Source organism: Glaciimonas sp. PCH181 (assembly GCF_003056055.1).
Classification (GTDB): domain Bacteria; phylum Pseudomonadota; class Gammaproteobacteria; order Burkholderiales; family Burkholderiaceae_D; genus Glaciimonas.
Genome location: NZ_PYFP01000002.1, coordinates 1,431,612 through 1,458,105 on the forward strand (window position 1 = coordinate 1,431,612; position 26,494 = coordinate 1,458,105).

At 53.3% G+C, this 26,494-nt stretch carries 27 protein-coding genes; 19 read left to right on the forward strand and 8 right to left on the reverse strand.

The features are described from left to right. The first annotated feature begins 104 nt into the window (after nucleotides 1-104). From C7W93_RS19695 to C7W93_RS19715, 5 genes are all read left to right on the forward strand, one after another. Entirely contained in the window at nucleotides 105-869 is a 765-nt protein-coding gene (locus C7W93_RS19695; protein ID WP_108441928.1) for an SDR family NAD(P)-dependent oxidoreductase, read from the forward strand. Between the two features lie 102 nt (nucleotides 870-971). Next, entirely contained in the window at nucleotides 972-1,874 is a 903-nt protein-coding gene (locus C7W93_RS19700; protein ID WP_108441929.1) for a glycine betaine ABC transporter substrate-binding protein, read from the forward strand. A 134-nt stretch (nucleotides 1,875-2,008) separates the two neighbouring features. Then, nucleotides 2,009-2,743 carry an ABC transporter permease gene (locus tag C7W93_RS19705; RefSeq protein ID WP_108441930.1) on the forward strand — a complete coding sequence of 245 codons (735 nt, stop codon included), beginning with the start codon at nucleotides 2,009-2,011 and terminating at the stop codon, nucleotides 2,741-2,743. 3 nt (nucleotides 2,744-2,746) lie between these two features. Next, complete coding sequence (locus tag C7W93_RS19710) at nucleotides 2,747-3,865, forward strand: ABC transporter ATP-binding protein (protein ID WP_108441931.1); 1,119 nt, start codon at nucleotides 2,747-2,749, stop codon at nucleotides 3,863-3,865. Next, nucleotides 3,862-4,626, forward strand: coding sequence for an ABC transporter permease (locus tag C7W93_RS19715; protein ID WP_108441932.1), 765 nt, complete (start codon nucleotides 3,862-3,864; stop codon nucleotides 4,624-4,626). Before C7W93_RS19710 ends, C7W93_RS19715 begins: the two co-directional genes overlap by 4 nt. Nucleotides 4,627-4,737: 111 nt before the next feature. On the opposite strand, the gene C7W93_RS19720 is transcribed toward C7W93_RS19715, so the two are convergent. Then, nucleotides 4,738-5,712, reverse strand: coding sequence for a LysR family transcriptional regulator (locus C7W93_RS19720; protein ID WP_108441933.1), 975 nt, complete (start codon nucleotides 5,710-5,712; stop codon nucleotides 4,738-4,740). A 188-nt stretch (nucleotides 5,713-5,900) separates the two neighbouring features. Here C7W93_RS19720 and C7W93_RS19725 point away from each other — a divergent pair, with 188 nt between their 5' ends. After that, nucleotides 5,901-6,674, forward strand: coding sequence for an exodeoxyribonuclease III (locus C7W93_RS19725; protein ID WP_108442240.1), 774 nt, complete (start codon nucleotides 5,901-5,903; stop codon nucleotides 6,672-6,674). Between the two features lie 23 nt (nucleotides 6,675-6,697). On the opposite strand, the gene C7W93_RS19730 is transcribed toward C7W93_RS19725, so the two are convergent. Next, nucleotides 6,698-7,777, reverse strand: coding sequence for a GlxA family transcriptional regulator (locus tag C7W93_RS19730; protein ID WP_108441934.1), 1,080 nt, complete (start codon nucleotides 7,775-7,777; stop codon nucleotides 6,698-6,700). Between the two features lie 289 nt (nucleotides 7,778-8,066). On the opposite strand from C7W93_RS19730, the gene C7W93_RS19740 reads away from it, so the two are divergent. Genes C7W93_RS19740 through C7W93_RS19760 form a run of 5 tightly spaced genes read left to right on the forward strand, consistent with a single transcriptional unit; the run spans nucleotide 8,067 to nucleotide 12,876 of the window. Beyond that, nucleotides 8,067-9,119 (forward strand): ABC transporter substrate-binding protein, encoded by a 1,053-nt coding sequence (locus C7W93_RS19740; RefSeq protein ID WP_108441936.1) that lies wholly within the window; start codon nucleotides 8,067-8,069, stop codon nucleotides 9,117-9,119. 13 nt (nucleotides 9,120-9,132) lie between these two features. Further along, the gene (locus tag C7W93_RS19745; RefSeq protein WP_108442241.1) at nucleotides 9,133-10,200 is read left to right on the forward strand and encodes an ABC transporter ATP-binding protein; all 1,068 of its coding nucleotides are present in this window, start codon (nucleotides 9,133-9,135) and stop codon (nucleotides 10,198-10,200) included. Next, nucleotides 10,197-11,039 (forward strand): ABC transporter permease, encoded by an 843-nt coding sequence (locus C7W93_RS19750; RefSeq protein WP_108441937.1) that lies wholly within the window; start codon nucleotides 10,197-10,199, stop codon nucleotides 11,037-11,039. The genes C7W93_RS19745 and C7W93_RS19750 overlap by 4 nt, the downstream gene beginning before the upstream one ends. A gap of 2 nt (nucleotides 11,040-11,041) precedes the next feature. After that, nucleotides 11,042-11,824 (forward strand): ABC transporter permease, encoded by a 783-nt coding sequence (locus C7W93_RS19755; protein WP_225869942.1) that lies wholly within the window; start codon nucleotides 11,042-11,044, stop codon nucleotides 11,822-11,824. 35 nt (nucleotides 11,825-11,859) lie between these two features. Next, nucleotides 11,860-12,876: a proline racemase family protein gene (locus C7W93_RS19760; protein ID WP_225869943.1), complete on the forward strand. Its 1,017-nt coding sequence runs from the start codon at nucleotides 11,860-11,862 to the stop codon at nucleotides 12,874-12,876. A 79-nt stretch (nucleotides 12,877-12,955) separates the two neighbouring features. Here C7W93_RS19760 and C7W93_RS19765 read toward each other — a convergent pair whose 3' ends face one another. Both C7W93_RS19765 and C7W93_RS19770 read right to left on the reverse strand, forming a co-directional pair. Beyond that, on the reverse strand, nucleotides 12,956-13,723 hold the full coding sequence (locus C7W93_RS19765) for a class II glutamine amidotransferase (RefSeq protein WP_108441939.1): 768 nt from the start codon (nucleotides 13,721-13,723) through the stop codon (nucleotides 12,956-12,958). Nucleotides 13,724-13,937: 214 nt separating this feature from the next. Then, the gene (locus C7W93_RS19770) at nucleotides 13,938-14,549 is read right to left on the reverse strand and encodes an NAD(P)-dependent oxidoreductase (protein ID WP_108441940.1); all 612 of its coding nucleotides are present in this window, start codon (nucleotides 14,547-14,549) and stop codon (nucleotides 13,938-13,940) included. Nucleotides 14,550-14,668: 119 nt separating this feature from the next. Between C7W93_RS19770 and C7W93_RS19775 the strand changes: the two genes are divergently transcribed. Then, nucleotides 14,669-15,124, forward strand: coding sequence for a winged helix-turn-helix transcriptional regulator (locus C7W93_RS19775; RefSeq protein ID WP_370446488.1), 456 nt, complete (start codon nucleotides 14,669-14,671; stop codon nucleotides 15,122-15,124). Nucleotides 15,125-15,162: 38 nt separating this feature from the next. Continuing rightward, complete coding sequence (locus C7W93_RS19780; protein WP_108441942.1) at nucleotides 15,163-16,065, forward strand: LysR family transcriptional regulator; 903 nt, start codon at nucleotides 15,163-15,165, stop codon at nucleotides 16,063-16,065. Here the strand turns inward: C7W93_RS19780 and C7W93_RS19785 are convergent. Further along, a complete protein-coding gene (locus C7W93_RS19785) occupies nucleotides 16,031-16,414 on the reverse strand; it encodes a putative quinol monooxygenase (protein ID WP_201747297.1) in 384 nt (127 codons plus the stop codon). The genes C7W93_RS19780 and C7W93_RS19785 overlap by 35 nt on opposite strands. Next, the gene (locus C7W93_RS19790; RefSeq protein WP_108441943.1) at nucleotides 16,411-16,815 is read right to left on the reverse strand and encodes a 4-oxalocrotonate tautomerase family protein; all 405 of its coding nucleotides are present in this window, start codon (nucleotides 16,813-16,815) and stop codon (nucleotides 16,411-16,413) included. The genes C7W93_RS19785 and C7W93_RS19790 overlap by 4 nt, the downstream gene beginning before the upstream one ends. A 209-nt stretch (nucleotides 16,816-17,024) precedes the next feature. Here C7W93_RS19790 and C7W93_RS19795 point away from each other — a divergent pair, with 209 nt between their 5' ends. Genes C7W93_RS19795 through C7W93_RS24680 form a run of 3 tightly spaced genes read left to right on the forward strand, consistent with a single transcriptional unit; the run spans nucleotide 17,025 to nucleotide 17,676 of the window. Next, entirely contained in the window at nucleotides 17,025-17,246 is a 222-nt protein-coding gene (locus C7W93_RS19795; protein ID WP_108441944.1) for a hypothetical protein, read from the forward strand. Then, nucleotides 17,246-17,533: a type II toxin-antitoxin system RelE/ParE family toxin gene (locus C7W93_RS19800; protein ID WP_108441945.1), complete on the forward strand. Its 288-nt coding sequence runs from the start codon at nucleotides 17,246-17,248 to the stop codon at nucleotides 17,531-17,533. The genes C7W93_RS19795 and C7W93_RS19800 overlap by 1 nt, the downstream gene beginning before the upstream one ends. 2 nt (nucleotides 17,534-17,535) lie before the next feature. Then, nucleotides 17,536-17,676: a hypothetical protein gene (locus tag C7W93_RS24680; RefSeq protein WP_161539965.1), complete on the forward strand. Its 141-nt coding sequence runs from the start codon at nucleotides 17,536-17,538 to the stop codon at nucleotides 17,674-17,676. Here C7W93_RS24680 and C7W93_RS19805 read toward each other — a convergent pair. Continuing rightward, a complete protein-coding gene (locus C7W93_RS19805; RefSeq protein ID WP_108441946.1) occupies nucleotides 17,673-18,140 on the reverse strand; it encodes an Lrp/AsnC family transcriptional regulator in 468 nt (155 codons plus the stop codon). The two genes, C7W93_RS24680 and C7W93_RS19805, sit on opposite strands and share 4 nt — an antisense overlap. Nucleotides 18,141-18,260: 120 nt before the next feature. Here C7W93_RS19805 and rocD point away from each other — a divergent pair, with 120 nt between their 5' ends. From rocD to metH, 3 genes are all read left to right on the forward strand, one after another. After that, nucleotides 18,261-19,496 carry an ornithine--oxo-acid transaminase gene (rocD, locus tag C7W93_RS19810; protein WP_108441947.1) on the forward strand — a complete coding sequence of 412 codons (1,236 nt, stop codon included), beginning with the start codon at nucleotides 18,261-18,263 and terminating at the stop codon, nucleotides 19,494-19,496. Beyond that, complete coding sequence (locus C7W93_RS19815) at nucleotides 19,493-20,437, forward strand: dimethylarginine dimethylaminohydrolase family protein (protein ID WP_108441948.1); 945 nt, start codon at nucleotides 19,493-19,495, stop codon at nucleotides 20,435-20,437. Before rocD ends, C7W93_RS19815 begins: the two co-directional genes overlap by 4 nt. Before the next feature lie 155 nt (nucleotides 20,438-20,592). Next, entirely contained in the window at nucleotides 20,593-24,354 is a 3,762-nt protein-coding gene (metH, locus tag C7W93_RS19820) for a methionine synthase (protein ID WP_108441949.1), read from the forward strand. Nucleotides 24,355-24,736: 382 nt separating this feature from the next. On the opposite strand, the gene C7W93_RS19825 is transcribed toward metH, so the two are convergent. After that, nucleotides 24,737-26,371 (reverse strand): acyl-CoA synthetase, encoded by a 1,635-nt coding sequence (locus C7W93_RS19825; protein WP_108441950.1) that lies wholly within the window; start codon nucleotides 26,369-26,371, stop codon nucleotides 24,737-24,739. Nucleotides 26,372-26,494 lie beyond the last annotated feature (123 nt).

Below are 26,494 nucleotides of genomic sequence, written 5' to 3' on the forward strand. Positions count from 1 at the left end.
GATCGCATCCAATGGATCATATTTCCAGGCTGAAATAAACACATGTCAATTTCATCAAAACTAGATTCACAGCCAATGTTGGCTGCACTTTGGAGATTCGAATTATGGAGATAAAAGGCTTGAATGGCCGGACTGCGATTGTGACTGCAGCCGGTCAAAATGTCGGGCGCGCTGTGGCGCTGGCGTTCGCAAGGGCCGGGGCAAATGTTGTGGTGAACGGTCTCTCCCACATGGAAAAATTGGAAGAAGTGGCGCACGAGGCAGAAAAGTTCGGCGTGCAGGCGTTACCGATTCTTGCCGACGGTGCCGATTGGGAGGCGGTGGAAAAAATGGTGACTGCTGCATGCAATCGCTTTGGCGCTATAGACATTGCAGTGGCGGCCGTCGGTATCAGACCGCATCAGGCATTCCATGATATTTCGGTCGAAGATTGGGGGCGAGTGATCAACACTAATCTCAATTCCGCATTTTATCTTGACCGCGCCGTATTACCGCAGATGCGCAAACGGGGCTTCGGCCGCATTATCCATATGGCCGGATCGGATGCCCAATTTCCGCTGGAAAACCGGGCCCACGTCGTCGCCTCCAAACATGCGCTTCATGGCTTAGCCAAGGCGATTGCGTTGGAATATGGACCGGAGGGCATTACGGCAAACAGTATCGCGCCAGGTTGGGTCGAGACGGATCGGAAGCCGGAATGGTTTCCTGAGTTAGAGCAAACGCTTTCGCATCTCAGAGCAACGCTGCCATTGCGCCGTTTGGGGGATGTTGATGATATCGCCAATGCCTGTGTCTATCTCGCCTCCGATATGGGCAAGTTTATGACAGGTCAGATGCTGCATCTGAACGGTGGCGAATTCATGTTTTAAAGGTTAAGGATATGCAATTCGTTCAGCCGGTTCGAAGCGTTTAAAACAGGCAGGCCGAATCAACAATATTTGCAATTCTATCGAGGAAAAAGAGGAGATATTATGTTCAAAAAGAAAATACAAACACTGCTAGCCGTTTCCCTGCTAGCCATGGCTTCATTGAGTTCTGCGGTTGCACCCAAGCTGGTAGTGGGCGGCAAGAATTTTACCGAGCAGCGGCTTTTGGCGGAGATGACAGGACAATATTTAAAAGCCAATGGTTTTGACGTGGACCTTCGTACCGATATGGGCAGCGCACTGGTGCGTGCCGCGCAAGAGCATGGGCAGATCGATCTTTATTGGGAATACACCGGGACTTCGTTAATTTCGTATAACAAGATCACCGAAACGCTCAGCCCTGAAGAAACTTACCGTCGCGTAAAAGAACTCGACGCAAAAAAGGGCATCGTCTGGCTCAATCCTTCTACCGCTAACAATACGTGGGCATTGGCTATTCGTGAGAGCGATCGGGATCGGCTGCCTTTCCGCACGGTCAGCGAACTGAAAGCCGCGCTGGAAGCTGGCAAGACCCATACCCTCGCCGCCGGTGTGCAGTTTGCATCGCGTCCCGATGGCCTGCCGGGACTCGAAAAAATGTACGGTTTTAAGTATCCAAGACCGCTGATCAAGCAAATGGACCCCGGCCTGACGTACCAGGCAATTCGTGATGGCCAAGTCGATATCGCTGCGGTCTACACCACGGATGGACGGGTTCAGGCATTTAAGTTATTGGTGCTGAAGGACGATAAGAATTTCTTTCCGCCCTACGCGTTAGTGCCAGTGGTACGTCAGGATACGCTGGAAAAATATCCGCAGTTGGCACCGCTGATGAACGCCATGTCAGCCAAGCTCGACGACACTTCCATGCGCAAATTGAATGCCGCGGTTGACGTCGATAAGAAAACTTTTGAAAAAGTAGCACGTGATTTCCTGGTAGAGAACAAGCTCATTAAAGATGGGAAATAATATGCAGCACCAGCGCGGCGTAGATCGCGCCTGTTAACTATAGCCGATGCCCGATCAATGAGATGGCGGGTGTCGGTCCGCCGCGCGATGATGATCGTGCGGCTTGAAGAATCAATCTGATGTTGGAGACGAGTATGGAGATATTTACATTTATCTGGAATAACCTGACTGCTATTGGCGGCTTGACGATCGAACATCTGAAGATCGTAGGCCTAAGCGTTGCTGCGGCAATCTTGACCGGCGTTCCGCTCGGTATTCTGATAAGTACCGATGAGAGACTGGCCAAATCTGTGCTGTATGTCGCATCGGTCATCATGACAATCCCGTCGGTAGCGTTGTTCGGCATCATGATTCCGGTGCTGTCGTATATCGGACAGGGGATCGGATTTTTACCGGCCGTTATCGCCCTTTTTCTGTATGCGCAATTGCCTATCATCCGCAATACCTATACGGCGATCAAAAATATAGATCCGGCCCTGCGGGAGGCTGCCAACGGCATGGGAATGACCGTCAGCGAGCGCCTGCGTAAAGTTGAGATTCCTATTGCGCTGCCGATCATCATGGCCGGGGTACGCATGGCGGTCGTCATCAATGTCGGGATTGCGACGATTGCGGCGTATATCGGCGCGGGCGGCCTCGGCCAGCTTATTAGTCGTGGAATCGCGCAATCCGACACGCGGCAAATTATCGCCGGAGCAATTCTGGTCAGTGTGCTGGCGATTGCCGCAGATTACGGCCTGGCCGGTATCCAGCGGCTGCTCACGCCAAAGGGACTGCGCATTGCACCCTCGCGCACGGGGTTGCTGGCGTTGCACCTCCTCCGAACAATGGCGAGCTTTTCCGGGCTTCGCAAAAACTTGCAGACTTAAATCATGATTACACTATCCAACGTCACCAAGTGTTATGAAGGCACCGAATCTCCGGTGGTAAATGGCATCGATCTTAAGATCGGTGAAGGTGAGATCTGCGTGCTACTCGGCCCTTCTGGCTGCGGCAAAACGACGACATTGAAGATGATTAACCGACTGGTTCAGCCAAGCTCGGGAAAAATCTTCATCGATGGCAAGGACACCGAAGATTTTAATGTTGTGGAATTGCGTCGTCATATTGGCTACGTCATTCAGCAAATCGGCCTTTTTCCGAATATGACGGTGGAGGAAAATCTTTGCGTCGTGCCAAACCTGCTGGGTTGGGACAAGAAACGGGCGCGCTTGCGCGCCGCCGAGTTACTCGATATCGTGGCGCTTGATCCAGAGATTTATTTGAAGCGCTATCCGAAGGATTTATCGGGCGGTCAGCAACAGCGCGTAGGCGTAGCGCGAGCGCTGGCAACCGACCCGCCAGTGATGTTGATGGACGAGCCTTTCGGTGCCATTGACCCGATCAATCGTTCGTTGATTCAGGACGAATTTCTGCGGATTCAGCAGAAGGTCAAGAAAACGATTGTTTTTGTGAGTCATGATATCGATGAGGCCGTGAAGATGGCCGATAAGATCGCGATCTTTCGCGGTGGGCGCATTGAGCAGATGGATACGCCGGACAATATTCTGGCACGTCCTTCGAACGAGTTTGTGGCCGATTTTGTCGGCTCTGATCGTGCGCTCAAGCGCCTGCGTTTGCTGCGCGCCGACCGCGTGCTGTCGGGTGCCAAATGCTCGGTAAAGATAGGCGAGAGCGGTCAGCGCGCTCAGGCAATTATGGCGCAACACGGGCTGGACAAAATTGTATTGCTTGATGAAAATGCCCAACCGCAAGGTTATTTCACCGCTGCGCAACTTGCCGAAGCGCCTGGTGTTTTGACGCCTACACAGGCATCGGTCTTACAAAAACCGGTGAACCCCGGTGATGATTTGCGCACCGTGGTGTCCGCCATGTTTGCCAGTGGGATGTCATGGCTGCCCAGCGTTGATGAGCGTGGTCGTTTTCTGGGCTATGTCAATCAAGTCGATATCGTCGATTTGCTGCGGGTTCCAGCGGAGGACCGCTTATGAAGGGGCTTAACTGGAGGGGCAGCGGGCTGCGAAGCGCGCTGGCCGCCTTGACACTGGCGAACATTTGCATCGAGGCGCACGCAAGCTCTTGGTGGGAAGATGCTGCGCAATACCGCGGGAACATTGCATCGCTGGCGCTCGAACAAATGACGATGGTCGCGGCGGCGGCTATGCTGGCAATCATGGTGGCAGTCCCGGCTGGCATTTATCTCAGCCGACCGATTCGACGCAACAGCGCCGGGTCCATCATTCAGATACTCAATATCGGACAAGCGGTGCCAAAACTCGCTTTGTTGGCGTTGGCAATGAGCTTTATGGGGATCGGTATTGCACCGGCAATTTTTGGTCTATGGGTAGCAACATTGCTGCCGATTGCTCTGAACACCTATGAAGGCTTGCGTGCAGTTCCACCAACGTTGATTGAGGCCGCAATCGGCATGGGTATGACGCCTCGCCAGATCTTGTGGAGGGTCGAATTGCCGAACGCTTTATATGTGATGTTCGCGGGCATTCGTACTGCTCTGGCCATTACTGTCGGCACAGCGCCGATTGCATTTCTGGTGGGCGGTGGTGGACTTGGTGAGCTGATCTTTACGGGAATAGAACTCAACGATTTCCCGATGCTGCTGGCGGGCGCTATTCCCACGGCATTGCTGGCGATTTTGACTGACGCCTTGCTTGGACTATTGCAGCAGCGGCTGGTATCGGAAGGTGTTCAACCGCAAAAGAGTATTCGCAGACAGGTTGCCGTTCCCCGCTAGGAAAACGTCGCTGATGCCGTCGCGGCAGCGCGGGGCGTTTTATCCAGACCGAAGAAGTGCATGGCAACCTCCACGCGCTTTTTCGACTGCGACTTAAATTGCCCTGCGCCCTTAATTATCAAAACAAATAGCGCTGCTACCGAACTTTTTCTGGAACGATGTTTGTTCGCCTAATAGGTTTTGCAACGATTGTTTGACACACGCAACTATTTCATCCGATAGCCTTGGAAATTCGTCTCGGCGATACACTAGATAGACCGAACGCGTCGGCCTGCCTGCAGTAACAGGGGCGAGTTCCAGACTGTTGGCAAATTTATCTTCCGTTTGCATCAGACACGTCGGCGTGCTGATCGCCCATCCCAAACCTTGCGCGACCAGTAGCGTCATCGTATCGGCGTGATCAACCTCAAGTCTTCTCGGTAAATCAAGCTGGTTATATCGCAGAATCCGTTCGATGCGTATCGCCAGAGGCGACGACCGGCTGAATCGAATCAGCGGCATCGCAGCAGCGAGGGATTGCAGCGTAGGAATTTGATGATCCGGCGTGCTGCGGATCGGCGCGATCGCAATAAAACCTTCTTTATAAAGTAAGCGATGTTCGAATGCTGCGTTGTCGATGAACGCGCTGGTCGTGATGGCCATATCCATTTCTCGGCGTAACAGCGCTTGCTCCTGCGCAACCGCCATACCAATTTGGATCGACAAACCGCTGGTGTGCTCATATAGCTGTTTAACAACCGCCGGTCCAATGGTCTTGGCAAATGAATCAATCATGCCTATCCGCAGATGCAGATTGCCTGTTTTTGAGACTTCGCTCGCCTGCGATTTCAGCCGCCGCGCCTGGGCAATGACTGGCTCGCCATGTTGCGCTACATACAAACCGGCAGCGGTCAGCGCAAGTGGCCGCCGTGCGCGATCAATTAAGATCAGACCGATTGACTGCTCCAATTGCGCAATTGCCTGCGACACAGCGGATTGACTGATGCGCAGCGTTTCCGCAGCAGCCGACATGGTTCCAAGCGAGTAGACCGTTAAGAATACGTCTAGCTGAGACAGGTCGACCAGACGATTTTTGTGCGGGTTCATTTTTTGCCTTTTGGCGAAGTAGATAACCGTGCGCGTATTCACCACAGCCGAATCGGTTATCCTAATGCGTTCAGGTCTGCGATGGCAAGTTTGGTGGGTTATTCTTGTTGTTTGTTTCTTCGCAGACCATTTTCGTTGCTTTTCCTTTTAATGCACGCATTCCAACTTATTGTTTTAGCTTATTAACTATGCCAAGAATTATCTCTGCCAATCTCAACGGTATCCGCTCAGCCAGCAAAAAAGGCTTTTTTGAATGGATGGCGAAACAATCCGCCGACTTTATTTGCGTGCAGGAATTGAAGGCGCAGGCGGCGGATATGTCGCCGGAAATGCTGGCTCCCGAGGGCTACGTCGGTAACTTTCATTATGCTGAAAAGAAGGGCTATTCCGGGGTCGGGCTGTACAGCAAGCGTACGCCAAACGCGGTTCGGATCGGGTTTGGTAATCCAGAGTTCGATGCCGAAGGGCGCTATGTCGAATGCGATTTTGGGGACCTGACCGTCATTTCGCTGTACTGTCCTTCGGGCTCATCCGGCGAAGAACGCCAATTAGCAAAATTCCGCTTTATGGAAGCTTTTTTGCCACATTTACAAGAACTTAAAGCCAGCGGTCGCGAAGTCGTCATTTGTGGCGACTGGAACATTGCACATCACGAGATTGACCTCAAAAACTTCAAAGGCAACAAGAAAAATTCAGGTTTTTTGCCCGAAGAGCGGGCATGGTTGACGCAGTTGTTTGATGAAGTTGCTTTGGTTGATGTGTTTCGCAAAGTCGATACCCGCGCTGAGCAATATACCTGGTGGAGTAATCGCGGTCAGGCCTGGGCCAAGAACGTGGGCTGGCGTATCGATTACCATATTTCTACGCCGGGCATCGGTGCCAAAGCCCACGCTGTAGCGATCTACAAAGATGAGCGTTTTTCCGATCATGCGCCCTTGACGATTGACTACGCAGAAATGTAAACACTGTGATGACAGGCGGTTCTTCAGACCGTCTTCATTTCGCCCTTGCGCTGTTGATACTCGCGGGGCGATACCCCAAATCTGGCGCGAAAGTCGCGTGAAAAGTGCGCGCCATCTGAAAATCCGCAATCCAGTGCAATTTGCGTAATGCTGGGTGGGTTATTTAGCAACAACCAACTGCCATATTCCAGCCTTAACGAGCGTTGAAACGCCATCGGCGAGACGCCCAGCGCTTCGTGGAAAGCGCGTTCCAATTGACGTCGTCCCAATCCGACATAGCGCGCTATGGCATCCAAAGACGGTGGATTATCGATACGCTGCTCAATATAATGCGCGGCCTGCCGCACCCGGTTGTCGTGAATATCGGCAAGGTCGGCGTAGAAATGCGCCTGCGGCAAATTGGCAGAACGCATCCCTTGCAACATCATATGGCGCACCGCTTGTTGCGCCTTGTCGCGCCCGCAATGCCGGGCTACCAGATACAGGCCGAGGTCGATGGCGGCGGTGGAACCAGCGCACGTGATCAGATCTCCCTCATCGATAAACAAATGATCGACTACCGCGCGCGTCTGTGGAAAGCGCGCCCGGAAAGCATCCAGCACATTCCAGTGCACGCATACCGAGCGCGAGCCGACTAAATCCGCCTGCGCCAGCGAAAACGTGCCGGTACAAATCCCCAGCATGCGTACCCGACTGGCGGCGGCCAGCCTTAGCCAGTCACGCAATACTGGTGACATATAAGTGTTGAGGTAATCATTGCCGCCACAGACGGCGATGTAGTCGAATTCGGTCGGGTCTGCGGGTAAGCCGCCGGAAACATCCAGCGTCGGCCCGGCGCTTGAGGTGCGCGGCAAGCCATCCGCGCTCATGACGCGCCAACGCGTGTGAATCTGGCGACCACGCCCGCCGTGATCGGCAGACAGGCGCAATGCATCGATCAGACCAGAAAATGCTGCCAGCGTAAATTGATCCAGCAGGATAAACCCCACCGTTAATTTTGGCCTGCCAACCTTTGGATCGGCCACGGATTGGACGGGGTCTGGCGTGCTAACGCCTTTCGGAGAAGGGTTAGCGGTGATGTCAGGCGTTGCGTGGTTTGCCATTGTCAGCCTTGCAATGTTGAGCCGATCGCCAGCAAGTCTGCGCGTCTCGGTGAAGCAATTAACAATCTTTGCGCACCCTGTCACCTCGTTCACGGGTGCGGATGCGCCATTCCAACCTCGACCCTTCGTCCTGATTGCGGCGGCATCTTCGCTTTTGCGCCCATTTCTGGTAGGTTTTGGATGACGTAATTATTCAACTTTATGGCCACGCCCTGCAAGCTTATTTACGCTTCTGGCGGGTACGATGCAGATATGGTCATAACCCAAAAAACCTTTCAGGAGACGTGAAATGGTATCCGAGACGCATAGCATCATCAAGACCGTACTATTCTTTGCCGGCAGTGTTTTTGCACTGAGTGCATCTGCGCAATCCACTAAATTGACGGTCGCCATGTATGGCGGCAATTGGGGCGACGCTTTCCGTAGTTGCGTAGCGGAACCGTTCACCAAGGCTACCGGGATTGCCGTTATCCCTGAAATGGGCACGTCCACCACCACACTTGCCAAACTGCAACAACAAAAATCCGCGCCCAGCATCGACGTCGCCTGGATGGATGGCGGTATCAGCGAATTGGCTAATCAGGCTGGCGTAGTGGACAACCTTGACCCAGTCGCGATTCCGAATCTGAAGAATGTTATCCCGAAAGCCGTCTATCGCAGCGGCAATACAACTTACGCCGTCGGCAGTGGTTATTACTCGTTGGGTCTGACTTACAGCACAAAAACCATTAAGCAAGCACCGACCAGTTGGCAAGACCTGTGGAAGCCGGAATATGCCGGTGCAGTCGCTGTGCCATCGCCAACTAATTCCTCCGGTGTGCCTTTTGTCGTTTTTATGGCGCGTGTTCTGGGTGTCAATCCTGCCAATCTCGCACCGGTATATAACAAGCTGGGTACTCTGGATACCGCACTATTTTTCGATAGCTCGGGTGCGGCGACCAACGCTTTTCAGAGCGGCGAAGCCGTCATCGGTGCGCATTTTAATGTCGGCGCGTGGGACTTGATCGATAAGGGTGTACCGATTGCCTTCGTTGTTCCGAAAGAAGGGGTTTGGGCCACCGACGCGCGATTACATCTGGTCAAAGGGTCACGGAATAAGGTTGCTGCAGAGAAATTCATTAACAGTGCGCTAACGCCTGAAGTAGCGACTTGTTTAGCCACGAAACTGTACCTTGGCCCTGCGGTGCAAGGGGTCAAAGTCTCTAGCGATGTCGCCCGCAAATTGCCTTGGGGCGTGAATGGATCGGTCGACAGCCTCAGCCTGTTCGACTGGAACGCAATTAATGCACGCCGTGCCGAGATCACCGATGCGTGGAATCGTCAAGTTGCGCACAAGCGCTAAGAAGGGCAGCGCGATGACACCCCTTTTGACCATCGACGCCGTCTGCAAACGTTTTGGCGGCTACACGGCACTGGACGCTATTCAGCTGGAAATCCAGCAGGGCGAATTTATCGCTTTGCTGGGGCCTAGCGGCTGCGGCAAGACCACGTTGCTGAGATCGATTGCTGGCCTGATGACGCCGGACAGCGGACGCATCGTCATTGATGGCCAGGACGTCAGCAATCTGCCGCCGTATCGGCGGCCACTGAATACTGTGTTTCAGAACTACGCGCTATTTCCGCACATGACCGTTCTGGAAAACGTTGCCTACGGACCACGTCGTCAAGGCGTAGCGCGGGCCGAGGCTAATACCCGTGCCCTTGCATCGCTAGAGCTGGTCGGTCTGGCAGCGCTGGGTGCACGTTATCCGCGTGAGATGTCGGGCGGGCAACAACAACGCGTGGCATTAGCGCGTGCCATCGTTAATCGGCCAAAATTACTATTGTTGGATGAGCCGCTCTCGGCGCTTGACATGAAGCTGCGCAAGCGTATGCAGCTGGAACTTAAACACCTGCAAATCAAGCTCGGTATTGCCTTCGTTTTCGTGACCCACGATCAGGAAGAGGCGATGACGATGGCTGACCGGATTGTGGTCATGAATGCAGGCCGTATCGAGCAGATGGGGGCTGGTACCGACATCTATCGCGCGCCGGCCAGTCGTTTTGTTGCGGAGTTTATTGGCGAAGCAAACCTGATCGGCTACGAGGCAGCGGGAAATAATCAGATTCGGCTAGCAGTGCAAGGCAATACTTTTGCGGTCCCAACTGCGCAAATACCGCCGCGCGGCGTTGCCGTGTTGCGCCCAGAACATGTGCAAGTGCTGGATGCAGCAACCCCGGCGCGGGATGCGTTATGCAGGCTGACCGGTGTATTGAAAGATATCGTCAGTGTCGGCAGCCACACCACGATCCATGCGGATGTCGGCGGCCATCTGATTACCGCCAGAACCATGGGATTGCCGAACGCTGACATGACGCCCGGCAGCGCAGTGCAACTCGGTTTTCAGCCATCCCATCTGCACCTGATCGGAGACGGCACATGAAACGCTTCGCTTCGGCGCCCGCGCTGATGCTGGTGGCGCCATTGGCGTTCTTCGCGGCCTTCTTTCTGGCACCGTTGGCCGTCGTTCTGATCGCGAGTCTGACCGGCGCGCAGGGCGAAAGCTGGACCTTCGCCAACTATCTGCGCGTGCTGGCTGACCGCTATCACTGGGACGTCATTTTAGTGACGTTCCGCATCGCCTGCATGACGACGTTGGTGTGCCTGTTACTCGGTTATCCGCTGGCATGGTATCTGGTGCGCGTGGTGCGCTGGAATGCATGGCGCAGGATGTGCGTCATTTTGCTAGTCGTGCCGATGTTCACCAGCAATATCGTGCGCTCGTTCGGCTGGATGGTATTGCTGGGGCGCAATGGCTTGATCAATGAAACTTTGCTGGCAACGGGTTTAGCTGATCGGCCGATCCGGTTTCTGGGCACCGAACTGGGCATCCTCATCGGGATGGTGTATGTACTGCTGCCGTTTGTAGTACTGGGCGTTGGCAATGCATTAGCCAAGATCGATCCAGCGTGTGAGCAAGCCTCGGCAGACTTGGGGGCAAGCCCGTCGGCGACGTTCCGGCATGTCACGTTTCCCCTGTCTTTGCCGGGCGTGATTGCTGGCGCGATCATGGTTTTTACGTTAGCCGTCAGCGCCTACGTGACGCCCGCTTTGCTCTCTGGCGGTCGGATTACGGTGCTCTCTATGCTGATTTTTCAGCAATACAGCTCTGCCTTCGATTTTCATTATGGCGGCGCGTTAAGTATCGTATTGCTGGTATTTACGTTAGCGATGGTGGCGCTTGCCAGTCGCGTTGGTGAGATTCGCGGAGGATCACGATGATAATGCGCACCCTTATCAGGCTAGTGTCCTGGGGCGTCCTGGTCTACCTCATTTTGCCGTTGATCGTGATTCTTGGCAGTTCGTTTACCGCCTCATCCTTTTTGGCTTTTCCGCCAGAAGGCTGGACGTTGAATTGGTATCACACGATGCTGGCCGATCCGAGTTACGTCGCCGCGTTTTCAACCAGTACGCTGCTGGCGTTTGCCGCGACCTTGGCCGCGTTAGTGCTGACCGTGCCTGCTGCACTGGCGCTGGCACGCTATGACTTTCCGGGCAAACAGGCTATCTCGGCGGCGCTGATGTCACCGTTGGTGTTGCCGCATATCGTGCTGGGCGCTGCGTTGTTGCAGTTTGGTGGCTATTTCGGATTGACGCGGAGTTTTCTGTCGCTGTTGATCGGGCACACGGTCATCGTCGCGCCGTTTGTATTGCGCTCGGTTTTGTCGCTAATGACGCCCGAACAAAAAGCACTGGAAGAAGCATCGTCCGATCTGGGTGCTAACCCTTGGACCACGTTCTTTTTAGTGGTGCTGCCGCAGATACGGGCGGGGATCGTTACCGGATCGATCTTTGCGTTCATCTCCTCCTGGATTAACGTCGAATTGTCGATTTTTAACACCACAGCCGAGCTGAATACGATTCCCGTCAAGTTGTTCAACTATGTGCAATACACGATAGACCCAACCATTGCCGCCGTGTCGGGGGCCACCATTCTTGTGGCCGTCGTGGCAATAACGATTCTTGATTTAACCATCGGCCTGGACATGCTGTCCGACCGGAAATAACCCACTCTGCCATTTCTCAACGAGGAGCTTTAACCATGATCCGACAACAGGACGCGTTCGACGTCATCTATACCCATACCGAAGGCGAGCCATTGTGCATCGTGCACAGCGGCATCCCTTATCCTAGCGGTTCCAGCATCCTGGAAAAGCGCGCTTTTCTGGTCGAGAACTACGACTGGCTACGTCTGGCGCTGATGCGTGAACCACGCGGTCACAAAGACATGTTCGGCGTGTTCCTGACACCCCCATCCAGCCCTGAATTTGACGCCGGTCTGATCTATATCGACGGCACCGAATATTCACACATGTGTGGCCACGGCACTATCGCCGTCAGTATGGCAATGGTCGCGTTAGGTTTGGTCCCACGCGGCGCAGACGGCATGACGCGTATTCGCTTTGAAACCACCGCAGGCTTAGTCGTTTCTGAAGTCGCTTCTGATGGCGATAAAGTTTTATGGACACGTTTTGAAAACGTTCCAGCCTACGTCGCGGCCCAAGATATCCCCGTGCATTTGCCAGGCTATGGCGACCTTAAGGCCGATCTGGTCTGGGGCGGCAACTATTTCGGGATCGTTGATCTGAGCAACAGCGATCTGCGGATTTCGCCTGATAACGGCAGTGAATTAGCGCGCCTCGGCATCATGGTGCGTGACCAGATTAATCAGAAGATGCGCATTCAGCATCCGACCGAAGCGCATATTAACGACCTGAATTTCGTTACTTTCTGGCATCAGCCGACCATCGAAGGCGCGTTCTACAAGAACGTTCACGTGTTCAGCGCCGGTCAACTCGATCGTTCGCCCGGCGGTACAGGCACCAGCGCGATGATGGCCATGTTTGAAGCACGCGGAAAGATGGGTTTGAATCAGCCGATTCTGTCCGAAGGATTGTTGGGCAGCGGTACGTTTGAAGGTTGCTTGTTGGGCGAAGTAGACCTCAACGGCACCCGCGCTGTACGCCCGACCGTCAAGGGCACAGCCAGTTTGCTGGGCACCGCACGCTGGATGATTGATCGCGACGATCCGGTTGGCGCAGGCTTTTTGGTACGTTGATGATCGATGGCGCTGAAACAGGCGCGCTCACGTAAGCGTTGCTGATAGTGGTGTTTAGCGCCACGATCAGCAACAAATGTTAGGCCTGTACTTCGCCATCCACAAAGACCTTCAATTCCCCCGCGCCAAACTGCGTCCACGCTTCATTTGTCGTCAGCGGCGCAGTCACAATCACGGCAACCCGGTCTTGCGGCGTAGTGACTTGGGAGAAATCGACGATCACGTCGTCATCCGATAATTTGGCTTCGGCAAACGGATGTTGGCGGATGATGTAATACAAATTGGTCGAGCAATGGGCGAACAGCGCCGAGCCGTCTGATAGCAGCATATTAAACGTGCCGTGCTGCGCGATGTCGCTGCTTAGCTCCTGCAAGGCTGCGGTTAATTGTGCGAGAGACGGTAATGTCTCGCCAAAGCGATGTCGCAATTCTTGCAAAATATAGCAAAACGCCAGTTCGCTATCGGTGTTTCCTACCGGGCGAAATGCGCCATGCAACGACGGCGCAAACGACTTTAAATCGCCGTTATGCGCGAACACCCAATAATGTCCCCACAATTCACGCACAAAAGGATGACAGTTTTCCAACGCCACCTGACCCTGCGTGGCTTTGCGAATATGCGCGATGACGTTCTTTGATTTGATCGGACAACGACGAATCAGCTCGGCCACCGGCGATGCAATCGCGGCTTGATAATCGACAAAATGGCGCACACCATTGCCTTCAAAAAAGGCAATGCCCCAGCCATCGCTATGATGATCGGTCTGGCCGCCACGGGTGGCAAAGCCGGTAAAACTAAACACAATGTCGGTTGGCACATTGCAATTCATTCCAAGTAACTGGCACATAATTTCTGATCAGAATGAGGAATAAAAGTACGCTATTTAGAGAAAAATAAAGCGTAAAACAGGCCTATAACGGTATCACGGCAAGGAAGGCAAAAAAAGAAATATCGCGGATATTACGGCTGCTGGCAAACAGACCAGAGAAACGGCAGAAAGATTCGAGAGAAGAGGATGCGGCGGAGCATGGCAGCAAAGCCATTTCCGCCACATTGCTAGCTTAGTAACCGATCGTAAAGCGTGCACGCAGATGCTGCGGCTGTTCCAGTTCATCCAGCACTGCAATCGCGTAATCTTCCATCGAAATATGACTTTGCCCGTTAGCATCGCTCAGCAACTGGTCATGGCCGAGGCGAAACTTGCCCGTGCGTTCACCCGGCGCAAATATCGCGGACGGCGACAGAAAGGTCCAGTCTAGCGACGTTTCGGTGCGTAGTTCATCCAGAAACAGTTTGCCCGCCGTCGCCTCTTTTTTGTATTCTTCAGGAAATCCGGGGCTATTCAGCAGAATCGCACCCGGCGCAACTTCCAGGCTGGCGGCACCGCCGACGACGATTAAGCGCTTCACACCGGCCGATTTGAGCGCCTGCACCAATGGCGCGGCGAGCAATATTTCAAACTTTGCTGCGCTGACAACGGCATCCTGCCCCTTAACCAGATCAGTAAGTTGCGTGGGTTGCGTTGCGTCGCCTTGCAACAACGTCACGCCAGCGGGCACATCCGCATTTTCCACCGAGCGGGCAATGCCGGTAACAACATGTCCACGACGTAGTGCTTCGGCAGCAATGCGCGATCCAGCACGACCAGTAACCCCAATAATGGCAATTTTCATCATCTATTCCTTTTGATAACGCGCAGAATATCAGTCCAACGCGATGTAGTTATTAAAAGTAACCAGTATAATTATTTGAAACTGATGCGCAAGAAGGCACTTTAATGAAAGATAGGCACATGAACGTAACCGCCAGCCCGGTTCCTGAGAGCTACGAAGCCGTGAATATGCGCAAAAGAGGGCGCCCGCCGACGCGTGAAGACCACCCTTGCCCGATACGCGATGTACTGGATCGGATCGGTGACGCGTGGAGTGTGCTCGTCATGATTACCTTAGAACAAAAACCTACCCGTTTCAACGCACTTCGACGCCAGGTTGACGGTATTTCGCAGCGGATGCTGACAGTCACGCTGCGTCATCTGGAGCGCGACGGTTTGATTTCGCGCACTGTCATTCCTACGACGCCACCGCAAGTTGAATACGCATTGACCATGCTCGGCCAGTCGCTTTGCACGCCGTTGCAAGTACTGACAGAATGGGCTGGCGGGCATCAGAGCGCGATTCGCGGCGCGCGTCAGCAATACGACGTAGCCGCCGCATCCGAAGCATCGATAGCAACCGGTCAACGAATCTGATAGCGTTGCATTTTTGATGATGTACGGAGTGCGAAACCATGGATCAACTGGCAGCAATGCGCGCCTTCAGGCGGGTGGTGGACGCTGGCAGTTTTACTGCCGCAGCGGCGGAATTGAATCAATCGCACACCATCGTTTCCCGGCAGGTCCGGCAGTTGGAGGTCGAACTCGGCGCGCAATTACTCAATCGCACCACGCGCCGTTTGGCGCTGACCGAAGCCGGGCAAGAATACTACGCCCGCTGCAAGCAGATTATTGATCAGATTGACGACGCAGCGCAGGCTGTTTCGGCGCATCAGGCGCGCCCGTCAGGATTACTGCGGATCAATGCGCCGCAAGCGTTTGGTACGCTGGAACTTACAGGTTGGTTGCCGCAATTCATCATGGCGCATCCGCAAATACGGGTGGATCTGGTCTGCAACGACCGATTTGTCGATCTGATAGAAGAAGGCTTTGATGTCGCGTTGCGGCTGACGCAGGCGTTGCCGGATTCGACTTTAATTGCGCGGCGACTGGCTGTCAGCGACATGCTGGTTGTTGCCTCTCCAGCGTATCTGAAACGGCACGGCACGCCATTGGAACCCGCCGATCTGGTCCATCACAATTGCCTGACTTATTCTCTCGCACCAAAACCCAACGAATTTCACTTCACCGCCGCCGATGGCAAGCCGCATCCCGTCGTGGTGCGCGGCAACCTTCAAGCCAACACCGGTATCGCGTTGCGGGCGGCAGCGCTGGCCGGTCTTGGTATTGCGACGACCGCGTCTTTCATCGTGCATGCGGAATTACGTCACGGCGCGTTGGTGCATGTGCTGCCAGAATTCACGCTAAAACCACGCGAGTTGTACGTTTTATATCCACAAAACCGCCACCTTTCGCCAAAAGTACGGGCTTTTGTGGAGTTTGCTAGCGATTGGTATCGGACGCCACGCTGGGCTTAATCTCTCGCGGATAGCTGCTATGCATTGCCAGCCAGTGAATCTGCAAATCGCGGCTGAGATAAGTCATTCGGGTCTCCAGAAACGCCTGCATGTGGGGCAACGCCAAATGCGCCTGCAAGTCTTGCTGCGAGCGCCAGACCTCATAAAATACAAACAAATGCGGCGTGTTTTTATCCGCATGGAAATGATATTCCAGACAGCCTTCTTCGGCCCGAGTTGGGGCGACAAATGACAGCAGCAATGCGGCTAAGTCGGTCGATTTTTCTGGCAGCGCGTGGGCAAAACCGACCAATGCATAGGGTCCCATTGCGTCGTTGTCGCTGCCACCGAGCGTAATCGCCGCCGTCATCCTTCCAACCTCGCGACAACCGCCCGTTCCTGCTGCGTTAATCCGCCATAACCATATGCCGCCGCCCGCGCATCATGAACATGGACGTAACTTTCATGATGCAGATCGCCCAGCAGGGTTTGCATAGCATTGAATACGGCCTTGATGTACGTGGCTTTCTCGCTGGCGGTGTTGGTTTCATCGGTAATACGGATATCCAGAAAGAAACTGGTCTTGCGTTGATGTTGCAGACTTTCGCCGCCGACGAACCAATGCCCCGGATCAACGTAGGAAATCGCAATGGAAGTGAGTTCTGGTTTTTTGTGCAGAATAGTGGCGGTCAGTTGCGATAGGGATTGGGCTACTTTGTTGGCCGTTGTGGTGTTTGGGGGCGTTGATAAGAGGACGGTCAGAATGGGCATGATGGGTTTTCGATCGAATGTGGATTAGGAAACCACAGCTTATCGATGCACACGGTTGAAAAACAGGCCTTTATGGGCACAGGGTTTGTGCGGGATTTGCACTAATTGTTGCTCGTGCAAAGTGCGCTATTCGGGTTTTTTAACTTAGAAAAAAGTTGCAAAAGGTTGCATGTAGATATAATATGCAACTCTGTCGAAGGAGCTAAATCATGTCAACTGCGTTGAAATTGTCGGATGAATTAATCAACCTTGCAAAGCCGCATGCTGCTGCAGAACATCGCTCTATTCCTAAACAAATAGAGTATTGGGCGCGACTTGGCAAGGCCGTTGAAGACAATCCAGAGCTGCCGTTGCAATTCATTAAGGACACTTTGCTTGCGGTGGCCGAGGCGAACGCCGGACAACTTTCTGACTACAAGTTTGGCGTCTGATGGCGGTTAATATCCGGGTTACACCTTCGTTTAATCGTGTCGTCAAAAAATTGCACGCCACAGATAAAAAAATCCTCGATAAAGCAGTTGCGGACATTGTTGCTGAGCCACAGATTGGTGAAGAAAAAAAGGGCGATCTGATTGGTCTGTTTGTGTATAAATTTAAACTCAATAAGCAAGAGATTTTGCTGGCTTATCGTTTGCAACCGAACAAAATAAAACCAGAAGAAATTGTCTTGCTAAGCTTAGGTTCGCATGAAAATTTTTACAGCGTCATGAAACGTTAGGAATGACCAAAGAAAAAAGCGATCAAATTTATGATGCTTTCTTCTTGATTCGGGTATTAAAAGCCGGATTTCACAGCGTGATTTTCTTTGAAGCCGGGCAATTACACAGAATGATTTACAGCCTCCATACAGCCTCTAATTAATCCGCCAAAGGCAGCGGACTAGCCGGTTTAATCTCCTCCAGACAAACCATCGATTTAACCCCTGCAACCCCTGGCACTTGCATCAACCGATCCGTCAAAAACGCCGACAGCGATTTCAAATCGCGTGCCACGACTTTCAACAAATAATCAAAATCCCCGGAAATCGTATAGCACTCCAAAATTTCGGGAAAAGCGCGAATTGCCTTTTCCAATTTCCGCACCTGTTTAAACTGCTCCCGCGCAATATTCAGACTGACAAACGCCGTCACGCCAAGCCCAATCGCTGCCGGGTCAACTTGCGCTGTATAGCCGCGAATAATTCCCTCATGTTCCAGCCGCTGCACGCGCCGATAACACTGCGGGGCTGACAAATTTACCTGTTCCGACAACTCTACATTCGAGGCCCGGCCCCTGGCTTGCAAGGTGCGTAATAGAATCCGGTCATATCGATCAAGATTTTCCATTTTTTATCCTTATTTATGCACGATTCTTGCGTTAAAGTTTAAAACGATGCTCTATTATGCATAAATATTTCTACGGTTTGTGATTATCATGTAATCACCAACCAATGACCGGAGCGCAACATGAAAAATCCCGCCATCGCACTAGAAAATCGCTACTGCGCGCATAACTATTCGCCCTTGCCAGTAGTGCTCTGCCAGGGACGCGGCGTCTGGTTGGTGGATGAAGCCGGCAAGCATTATCTGGACATGATGTCCGCGTATTCGGCAGTCAGCTTCGGTCATAGCAATCCAACCTTAGTCGCCGCATTGACCCGTCAGGCGAATCGGCTGGCGGTGACCTCCCGCGCCTTTTTTACCGATCAACTCGGCCCATTTCTACAACTACTGTGCGAGATGACCGGGCAGGCAAAAGCATTACCCATGAATAGCGGTGCAGAAGCTGTAGAAACGGCATTGAAAGCCGCCCGAAAATGGGGCCATAAAGTCAAAGGTATCCCCGAAAACAGCGCCGAAATCATCGTTTGCAACGGCAATTTTGGCGGCCGCACCACCACCATCATCGGTTTTTCATCAGAAGCCCAATATCGCGATGGCTTCGGTCCTTTCGCGCCCGGCTTTGTCTCGGTTCCATTCGGCGATGCCGCCGCATTGGAAGCTGCAATTACACCACGCACAGCTGCTTTTTTAGTTGAGCCAATTCAAGGCGAAGGCGGTATCGTCGTGCCAGTCGACGGCTATCTGGCTGCCTGCCGCGAAATTTGTACACGTCACAACGTCCTGCTGATTTGCGACGAGGTCCAAACTGGTTTAGGCCGCACAGGTAAATTGCTGGCATGTGATCACGAAAATGTAAAACCTGATGGTTTAATCCTCGGCAAAGCGCTGGGCGGCGGTTTGTTGCCGGTCTCGGCATTTTTAGCCAGCGAAGAAGTCATGGCGGTGTTTACTCCTGGCGATCATGGCAGCACTTTTGGCGGTAATCCGCTAGCCGCCGCCGTCGGCCACGCGGCATTATCGCTATTGCGCGATGACCATTTATCCGAGGCGGCAGAACGCATGGGACAACGCTTGCAACGTGGCCTGCGCGCCATCAATCATCCGGCGATTCGTGTCGTCCGTGGCAAAGGCTTGCTCATTGGCGTTGAACTGGACCCTGCGATTATTTCGGCCCGTGCCTTTTGTGAAATATTGCTAGAACTGGGTATGTTATCCAAAGATACGCACGAAACCGTAGTACGATTTGCGCCGCCGCTGACGATTAGCGCCAGTGAAATAGAGATTGGACTTGGCATCATTAATCGCGCCTTTGAGGCTGTGCCAGTGCCCGCTGTACCGGCTGAACGGAGCTTCGCATGACCCGCTTTGCACCCGAAGCGATAGAAAATGGCGGACTATTCAACGCAGATGCCAGTACCGCTTTGGGGCCATTAAATCCGACATATTTAATGTGCGCACCAGCGTATTTTGAAGTGTCTTACGTCATCAATCCATGGATGGCGGGCAACATTTCTCGCGGCAATCACAGTCTTGCGCAACAGCAATGGGCGGCATTGGTAGAGGCGATGTCAAGTGTCGCCAATATCGTGCGGATCCAGCCAAAGGCGGGCGTGCCGGATCTGGTATTTACCGCAAACGCCGGCGTCGTGCGCGGTCAAAAAGTTGTGTTATCCAGATTTCGGCACGTTGAACGTCAGGCTGAAGAGTCGCATTTTGAGGATTGGTTTGCCACGCACGGTTTTGAGGTATTAAAAATGCCGACCGAGCTGCCATTTGAAGGGGCGGGCGACGCGTTGCTGGATCGTCATGATGACTTGCTTTGGTTTGGGCATGGTCATCGTTCTGACGGTGCTTGCGCCGAGCCTTTATCGCGGATGCTGGAGGTCGAAGTTCAGTCATTGCGTTTGGTTGATCCGCGCTTTTACCATCTCGATACCTGCTTTTGCCCGCTAGATGGCGGAAAATTGCTATATTTTCCCGAGGCTTTCGATGCAGCATCGCAGGCGGCGATTGCCGAACGGGTCCCCGCCCATCGGCGCTTGATTGTCAGCGCCGCCGATGCGCTGGACTTTGCTTGCAATAGCGTGAATAGCGGCGCGCATATTTTTCTTAATCGCGCATCGTCATCGTTGGTCGCGATGCTAAAAAGCCATGGTTATCGAGTGATTCAGACGCCGTTGACCGAGTTCTTGAAAGCGGGCGGCGCAGCCAAATGCCTGACCTTGAAATTGAACGAACCGCTGCCAGATAGAAAATACAATCCGGCAGCGCGATTTGCGGATGCAGTTGATGCTGATTGATGGGGTGGCCTGAGATTGTTGCAAAGACCATAACCCGTTGATTTAACGTATAATTTCGTCCAACCACCGCATGCTTGACCCGGCGCTTTTTGCGACCGGGTTTTTTGCATTTTTGATAGCGGATCAATATCAGATAATTTCAGAGAAGTAAGCCTATGAAGCCCACCGCCGCCACCGTCATTTCTCCGATCGAAACCCGTCTGCGCGAGCTGTTATCCAAGCGCATCCTTATTCTGGATGGCGCCATGGGGACCATGATTCAGCAATACAAGCTGACGGAAGAGGATTATCGCGGCGGTCCGAACGGTCGTTTTATCGGTTTTCAGGGCACCGGGCGCGAACTTTTTGTCAAAGGCAATAATGAATTACTCTCGTTGACGCAACCGCATGTCATCAGTGAGGTGCATGAACAGTATTTGGCCGCCGGTGCCGATCTGATCGAAACCAACACTTTTGGCGCCACCACTGTCGCGCAAGATGACTATCACATGGCGCATCTGGCGTATGAGATGAACGTCGCCTCTGCACGACTGGCGCGGGCGGCTTGCGACAAATATTCGACGCCGGATAAGCCACGTTTTGTGGCTGGCGCGCTTGGACCGACGCCTAAAACGGCGTCGATTTCACCAGACGTGAACGATCCGGCTGCGCGCAATGTGACCTTCGATCAATTGGCTACGGCATATCTGGAACAAACGCGGGCGCTGGTGGAGGGCGGGGCGGATGTGTTGCTGGTCGAAACCATTTTTGATACGCTCAATTGCAAGGCCGCGCTGTTTGCCATCGATACGTTTTTTGAGGAATCCGGCCTGCGTTTGCCGATCATGATTTCCGGCACTGTTACCGATGCATCTGGACGGATTTTGTCGGGCCAGACCGTGCCTGCTTTCTGGAATTCTATCCGCCATGCCAAGCCATTAACCGTCGGCCTGAATTGCGCGTTGGGCGCGGCGTTGATGCGGCCTTATGCCGAAGAATTATCGAAGATCGCCGACACGTTTGTCTGTATCTATCCCAATGCCGGTTTGCCCAATCCGATGAGCGATACCGGCTTTGACGAGACCCCGGATGTCACGTCATCGCTGCTGAAAGATTTCGCCGACAGTGGCTTCGTCAATATCGCTGGCGGTTGCTGCGGCACCACGCCGGATCATATTAAAGCGATTGCCGATATTGTTGCGAATATTGCGCCGCGACAGGTCCCGGAGACCACGCACGAATTGCGCTTGTCGGGTCTGGAACCGTTCACGATTGACGATACTTCATTGTTCGTCAACGTGGGTGAACGGACTAACGTGACGGGCTCAAAAGCGTTCGCACGCCTGATTCTGAATGAGCAATACGACGAGGCGCTGGCGGTGGCGCGCCAGCAGGTTGAAAACGGTGCGCAGATCATCGATATCAATATGGATGAGGCGATGCTGGATTCGCTGGCGGCAATGACGCGCTTTTTGAATCTGATCGCGTCCGAACCGGACATCGCACGCGTGCCGATCATGATCGATTCGTCGAAATGGTCGGTGATCGAAGCCGGTCTGAAATGCGTGCAAGGCAAAGCCATCGTGAATTCGATTTCGATGAAAGAGGGCGAGCCGGAATTTATCCGGCAAGCCACGCTCTGCCGTCGGTATGGCGCTGCCGTAATCGTGATGGCGTTCGATGAAAAAGGGCAGGCCGACACCTACGAACGCAAGATTGAAATTTGCAAACGCGCCTACGATATTTTGGTAGAGCAAGTCGGTATTCCCGCCGAAGATATTATTTTCGATCCGAATATTTTCGCGATTGCGACCGGTATCGAAGAGCACAATAACTACGCGGTCGATTTCATCAACGCGACGCGCTGGATCCATCAAAATCTGCCTTACGCCAAGATCAGCGGCGGGGTCTCTAACGTCAGTTTCAGCTTCCGCGGCAACGATCCTGCGCGGGAGGCGATCCATACCGTATTCCTGTATCACGCGATCAAAGCCGGGATGACGATGGGCATCGTGAACGCCGGTATGGTCGGCGTCTACGATAGTTTGCCAGCCGAATTGCGCGAACGGGTGGAAGACGTCGTGCTGAATCGTCGCGACGATGCGACCGAACGCATGATCGATATCGCCTCGACCTTAAAGGCCGGGGCCAAGAAGGAAGAAGAAACGCTGGAATGGCGCAGCGGCACTGTGCAACAGCGGTTGTCGCACGCTTTGGTGCAGGGGATCACGCAATGGATTGTTGAGGATACCGAAGAAGCGCGGCAGGAATTGTTGGGCAATGGCGGGCGTCCGATCCATGTGATCGAAGGACCGTTGATGGACGGCATGAACGTAGTCGGCGATCTTTTCGGACAGGGCAAAATGTTTTTGCCGCAAGTGGTGAAATCAGCCCGCGTGATGAAGCAGGCTGTGGCGCATTTGATTCCGTTTATCGAAGAAGAAAAACGTCTCGACGAAGAGCGCACGGGTATCGCCGCCAAACCGAAGGGCAAAATTGTGATTGCGACGGTCAAGGGTGACGTGCACGACATCGGCAAAAACATCGTTTCTGTGGTGCTGCAATGTAATAACTTTGAAGTCGTGAACATGGGCGTGATGGTACCGTGCTCCGAGATTCTGGCGATGGCGAAAGCGGAGAATGCGGACATTATCGGCCTCAGCGGCTTGATTACACCGTCGCTGGAAGAGATGGCGTATGTTGCCAAAGAGATGCAGCGCGATCCGTATTTCCGCAGCGTAAAAATGCCGCTGCTGATCGGCGGCGCGACGACTAGCCGTGCGCATACTGCGGTGAAGATTGCGCCGAATTATGAAGGCCCGGTGGTGTATGTGCCGGATGCATCGCGCTCGGTATCGGTTGCGCAGTCGCTGCTGACGCCGGAACAACGCGATCAATATATCGAGGAAATCGCTGTAGATTACGAGCGCATTCGGGTCCAGCACGCGAATAAAAAAGCCGTGCCGATGCTGACGTTGGCGGATGCGCGCGCTAATCGTACCAAGCTGGAATTTGCGCCGGTGAAGCCAAAATTTATCGGTCGCCGTCTATTTAAAAATGTCGATCTGGGCACGCTGGCGCGCTACATCGATTGGGGTCCGTTTTTTCAGACCTGGGATTTGGCGGGACCGTATCCGGCCATTTTGACTGATGAAATTGTCGGTGACGCTGCCAGTAAAGTGTTTGAAGAAGGTCAGGCGCTGCTGAAGAAAGTGATCGATGGCCGCTGGTTGACGGCGAACGGCGTGATCGCGCTGCTGCCAGCTAACACTGTCAACGATGACGACATAGAGGTCTATACCGATGACACCCGCACTCAAGTCGCTTTCACCTATTACGGCACACGCCAGCAAACGGTAAAACCGGTAATCGATGGCGTGGCACGGCCCAATCAATGTCTCGCCGATTTCATCGCACCGAAATCCTCCGGCATCGCCGATTACATCGGTTTATTTGCGGTGACAGCTGGTATCGGTATTGAGAAATACGAAAAGCGGTTTGAAGACGCCAATGACGATTATTCATCGATCATGTTGAAATCGCTGGCCGACCGTTTGGCGGAAGCCTTTGCTGAGTATTTGCATGAACGGGTGCGTAAAGATTTGTGGGGTTATGTACCGACTGAAGATTTGTCCAGCGAAGCCTTGATCAAGGAAGCCTACAGCGGTATCCGCCCGGCACCGGGTTATCCGGCTTGTCCGGAACATACCGTGAAAGCGGATATGTTCAAGGTCTTGCAGTGCGAAGAAATCGGAATGCTCCTGACCGAATCGTATGCCATGTTCCCCGGCGCAGCGGTGTCCGGTTTTTACATGGCGCATCCTGAATCGAAATATTTTGTTGTGGGCAAGATTGGTGATGATCAGGTGAGGGATATGGCTAAGCGGCGCGATGTGCCTAAGGAAGAAATTGAGCGGTGGTTGGCACCTAATTTGTGATTATCGAAGGCATGGAATGCACATTTCAGCTACACGCGTAGACGCTACGCGTGCGATAAAGATTGCTGATTAATTACATAAAATTCAACCAATTAAGAACAAAGGAACTTAGCATTAATATAAATGTGCCAGCCCGTATCCAGGAAATTATTCAGGCAATTGCGGTGCTCGAACATAATCCGTACATCTGGAGACGGGTTAAGCAAGGAAAGCGGGAGTGATTGATCGGTCAACGCACCCGTGGCAACGTTGGCTTGTATTGTTATATCGCAGAAATTGCTACCGTACTTGTTTTAGCGCTGCGCAGTCAGCGTGAAACCTGACGCTAGTTACGAAGATAAAAAGGTGTTGAGCGCTGGCTCAACACCTTTTTTAATTCTATCTACACATCAATCGCAGCCTGCGATTGCATCCTCTTACGTAATTCAAATTTCTGAATTTTCCCCGTAGAAGTTTTCGGTAAAGGCCCAAAGTAGACCGCTTTCGGCGCCTTGAATCCTGCCAGAATATTTTTGCAAAACGCGATCAATTCTTCCGCAGTAACCGTCGCGCCATCCTTCAGTTCGACAAATGCGCAAGGCGTCTCGCCCCATTTTTCATCTGGCTGCGCAACGACCGCAGCCGCAAGGACTTCGGGATGGCGATACAGCGCTTCTTCTACCTCTACGCTAGAAATATTTTCGCCGCCCGAAATGATGATGTCTTTGCTGCGATCTTTGATTTTGATGTAGCCGTCTGCCGTGCATACGCCCAGATCGCCGGTGTGAAACCAGCCGCCTTCAAATGCTTCTTGGGTCGCTTTTTCGTTCTTCAGATAACCTTTCATGCAGATGTTGCCGCGGAACATGATTTCACCGATTTCGTTGCCGTCAGAGGCAACCGGTTTCATTGTGAGCGGATTCAATACTGCGATGGCGGTTTGCAGGTGATAACGTACGCCCTGATGGGATTTCATGCTGGCGCGCGCGTCTATGCTGAGATCGTTCCAACCGGCTTGTTCAGCGCAGACGGCCGCTGGTCCATAGGTCTCGGTCAGGCCATATACATGCACCAGATCAAAGCCCATTTCTTCCATTTTGGCGAGGATAGCCGCAGGCGGCGGCGCGCCCGCTACCATCCCGCGCACCACACCTTGAATCCCGTCACGCCAGGCGACTGGCGCATTGGCAAGCGCCGCATGCACAATCGGCGCGGCACAATAATGGGTTATTTTTTCTGCTTTGATCAGGTCAAACACCAGCTTGGGTTCAAATTTGCGCAAGCAGACATTGACCCCGGCACGGGCAGCGATGCTCCATGGAAAACACCAGCCGTTGCAATGAAACATCGGTAGCGTCCACAAATACACCGGATGTTTTGGTAAGTCCCATTCGAGAATGCTCGATATGGCATTCATGGCCGCGCCACGATGGTGATAAACCACGCCTTTGGGATCGCCGGTGGTGCCGGAGGTATAGTTCAGCGTGATGGCGTCCCACTCATCGGCGGGCGGTTGCCAGATGAATGCGGGGTCGCCGCTCGCCAGCAAAGTCTCATAATCTGTGTCGCCAAACGGCAAGACTTCGGGGCCCAGAACGTCATGCACGGCGATGACGCGCAGATCGGGTATTTGTTGCGCAAGTTGTCCCGCTAATTCGGCGAACTCGGTATCGACTATCAGTACTTTGGCTTCACCGTGGCGTAACATGAACGCCAAAGAAGCTAAATCGAGCCGGATATTTAGGGCATTCAGCACTGCGCCCGCCATTGGCACGCCGAAATGGACTTCTACCATCGCCGGGGTGTTGGGCAGCATGACGGCGACAGTGTCGCCTTTTTTGATGCCCGATTGCTGCAAGGCGCTGGCCAGCTTGGTGCAGCGCTGGTAGGTTTCGCGCCAGTTTTGGCGCAAGGGGCCATGCACGATGGCTAGCCGGTCGCCGTATACTTCAGCGGCGCGAGCGATAAAATCGATTGGGGTAAGTGCTACAAAATTGGCGTGGTTTTTACCAAGGCCAGCGTCGAAATCAACTGTCATGTTTGTCTCCTGATGGGATTACCCGTTGGTCTGATGTGACTTTATTATTGTTCGAAGACAGGCTATCACTTACCGGCAATTTTGTTTGTCATGCAGATGACAGGTTGGCGAATATGGGACAGC

Excerpts from the sequence above, each read along its gene's own strand:
- C7W93_RS19725 (WP_108442240.1), top strand. The coding sequence starts at position 5,901 with ATGCCAAGAATTATCTCTGCCAATCTCAACGGTATCCGCTCAGCCAGC.
- C7W93_RS19715 (WP_108441932.1), top strand. The coding sequence starts at position 3,862 with ATGAAGGGGCTTAACTGGAGGGGCAGCGGGCTGCGAAGCGCGCTGGCC.
- C7W93_RS24680 (WP_161539965.1), top strand. The coding sequence starts at position 17,536 with ATGACCAAAGAAAAAAGCGATCAAATTTATGATGCTTTCTTCTTGATT.
- C7W93_RS19815 (WP_108441948.1), top strand. The coding sequence starts at position 19,493 with ATGACCCGCTTTGCACCCGAAGCGATAGAAAATGGCGGACTATTCAAC.
- C7W93_RS19740 (WP_108441936.1), top strand. The coding sequence starts at position 8,067 with ATGGTATCCGAGACGCATAGCATCATCAAGACCGTACTATTCTTTGCC.
- C7W93_RS19825 (WP_108441950.1), bottom strand. The coding sequence starts at position 26,371 with ATGACAGTTGATTTCGACGCTGGCCTTGGTAAAAACCACGCCAATTTT.
- C7W93_RS19780 (WP_108441942.1), top strand. The coding sequence starts at position 15,163 with ATGGATCAACTGGCAGCAATGCGCGCCTTCAGGCGGGTGGTGGACGCT.
- metH (WP_108441949.1), top strand. The coding sequence starts at position 20,593 with ATGAAGCCCACCGCCGCCACCGTCATTTCTCCGATCGAAACCCGTCTG.
- C7W93_RS19720 (WP_108441933.1), bottom strand. The coding sequence starts at position 5,712 with ATGAACCCGCACAAAAATCGTCTGGTCGACCTGTCTCAGCTAGACGTA.
- C7W93_RS19775 (WP_370446488.1), top strand. The coding sequence starts at position 14,669 with ATGAACGTAACCGCCAGCCCGGTTCCTGAGAGCTACGAAGCCGTGAAT.
- C7W93_RS19705 (WP_108441930.1), top strand. The coding sequence starts at position 2,009 with ATGGAGATATTTACATTTATCTGGAATAACCTGACTGCTATTGGCGGC.
- C7W93_RS19745 (WP_108442241.1), top strand. The coding sequence starts at position 9,133 with ATGACACCCCTTTTGACCATCGACGCCGTCTGCAAACGTTTTGGCGGC.
- rocD (WP_108441947.1), top strand. The coding sequence starts at position 18,261 with ATGAAAAATCCCGCCATCGCACTAGAAAATCGCTACTGCGCGCATAAC.
- C7W93_RS19760 (WP_225869943.1), top strand. The coding sequence starts at position 11,860 with ATGATCCGACAACAGGACGCGTTCGACGTCATCTATACCCATACCGAA.
- C7W93_RS19805 (WP_108441946.1), bottom strand. The coding sequence starts at position 18,140 with ATGGAAAATCTTGATCGATATGACCGGATTCTATTACGCACCTTGCAA.
- C7W93_RS19730 (WP_108441934.1), bottom strand. The coding sequence starts at position 7,777 with ATGGCAAACCACGCAACGCCTGACATCACCGCTAACCCTTCTCCGAAA.
- C7W93_RS19755 (WP_225869942.1), top strand. The coding sequence starts at position 11,042 with ATGCGCACCCTTATCAGGCTAGTGTCCTGGGGCGTCCTGGTCTACCTC.
- C7W93_RS19710 (WP_108441931.1), top strand. The coding sequence starts at position 2,747 with ATGATTACACTATCCAACGTCACCAAGTGTTATGAAGGCACCGAATCT.
- C7W93_RS19695 (WP_108441928.1), top strand. The coding sequence starts at position 105 with ATGGAGATAAAAGGCTTGAATGGCCGGACTGCGATTGTGACTGCAGCC.
- C7W93_RS19800 (WP_108441945.1), top strand. The coding sequence starts at position 17,246 with ATGGCGGTTAATATCCGGGTTACACCTTCGTTTAATCGTGTCGTCAAA.
- C7W93_RS19750 (WP_108441937.1), top strand. The coding sequence starts at position 10,197 with ATGAAACGCTTCGCTTCGGCGCCCGCGCTGATGCTGGTGGCGCCATTG.
- C7W93_RS19700 (WP_108441929.1), top strand. The coding sequence starts at position 972 with ATGTTCAAAAAGAAAATACAAACACTGCTAGCCGTTTCCCTGCTAGCC.
- C7W93_RS19795 (WP_108441944.1), top strand. The coding sequence starts at position 17,025 with ATGTCAACTGCGTTGAAATTGTCGGATGAATTAATCAACCTTGCAAAG.
- C7W93_RS19765 (WP_108441939.1), bottom strand. The coding sequence starts at position 13,723 with ATGTGCCAGTTACTTGGAATGAATTGCAATGTGCCAACCGACATTGTG.
- C7W93_RS19785 (WP_201747297.1), bottom strand. The coding sequence starts at position 16,414 with ATGACGGCGGCGATTACGCTCGGTGGCAGCGACAACGACGCAATGGGA.
- C7W93_RS19770 (WP_108441940.1), bottom strand. The coding sequence starts at position 14,549 with ATGAAAATTGCCATTATTGGGGTTACTGGTCGTGCTGGATCGCGCATT.
- C7W93_RS19790 (WP_108441943.1), bottom strand. The coding sequence starts at position 16,815 with ATGCCCATTCTGACCGTCCTCTTATCAACGCCCCCAAACACCACAACG.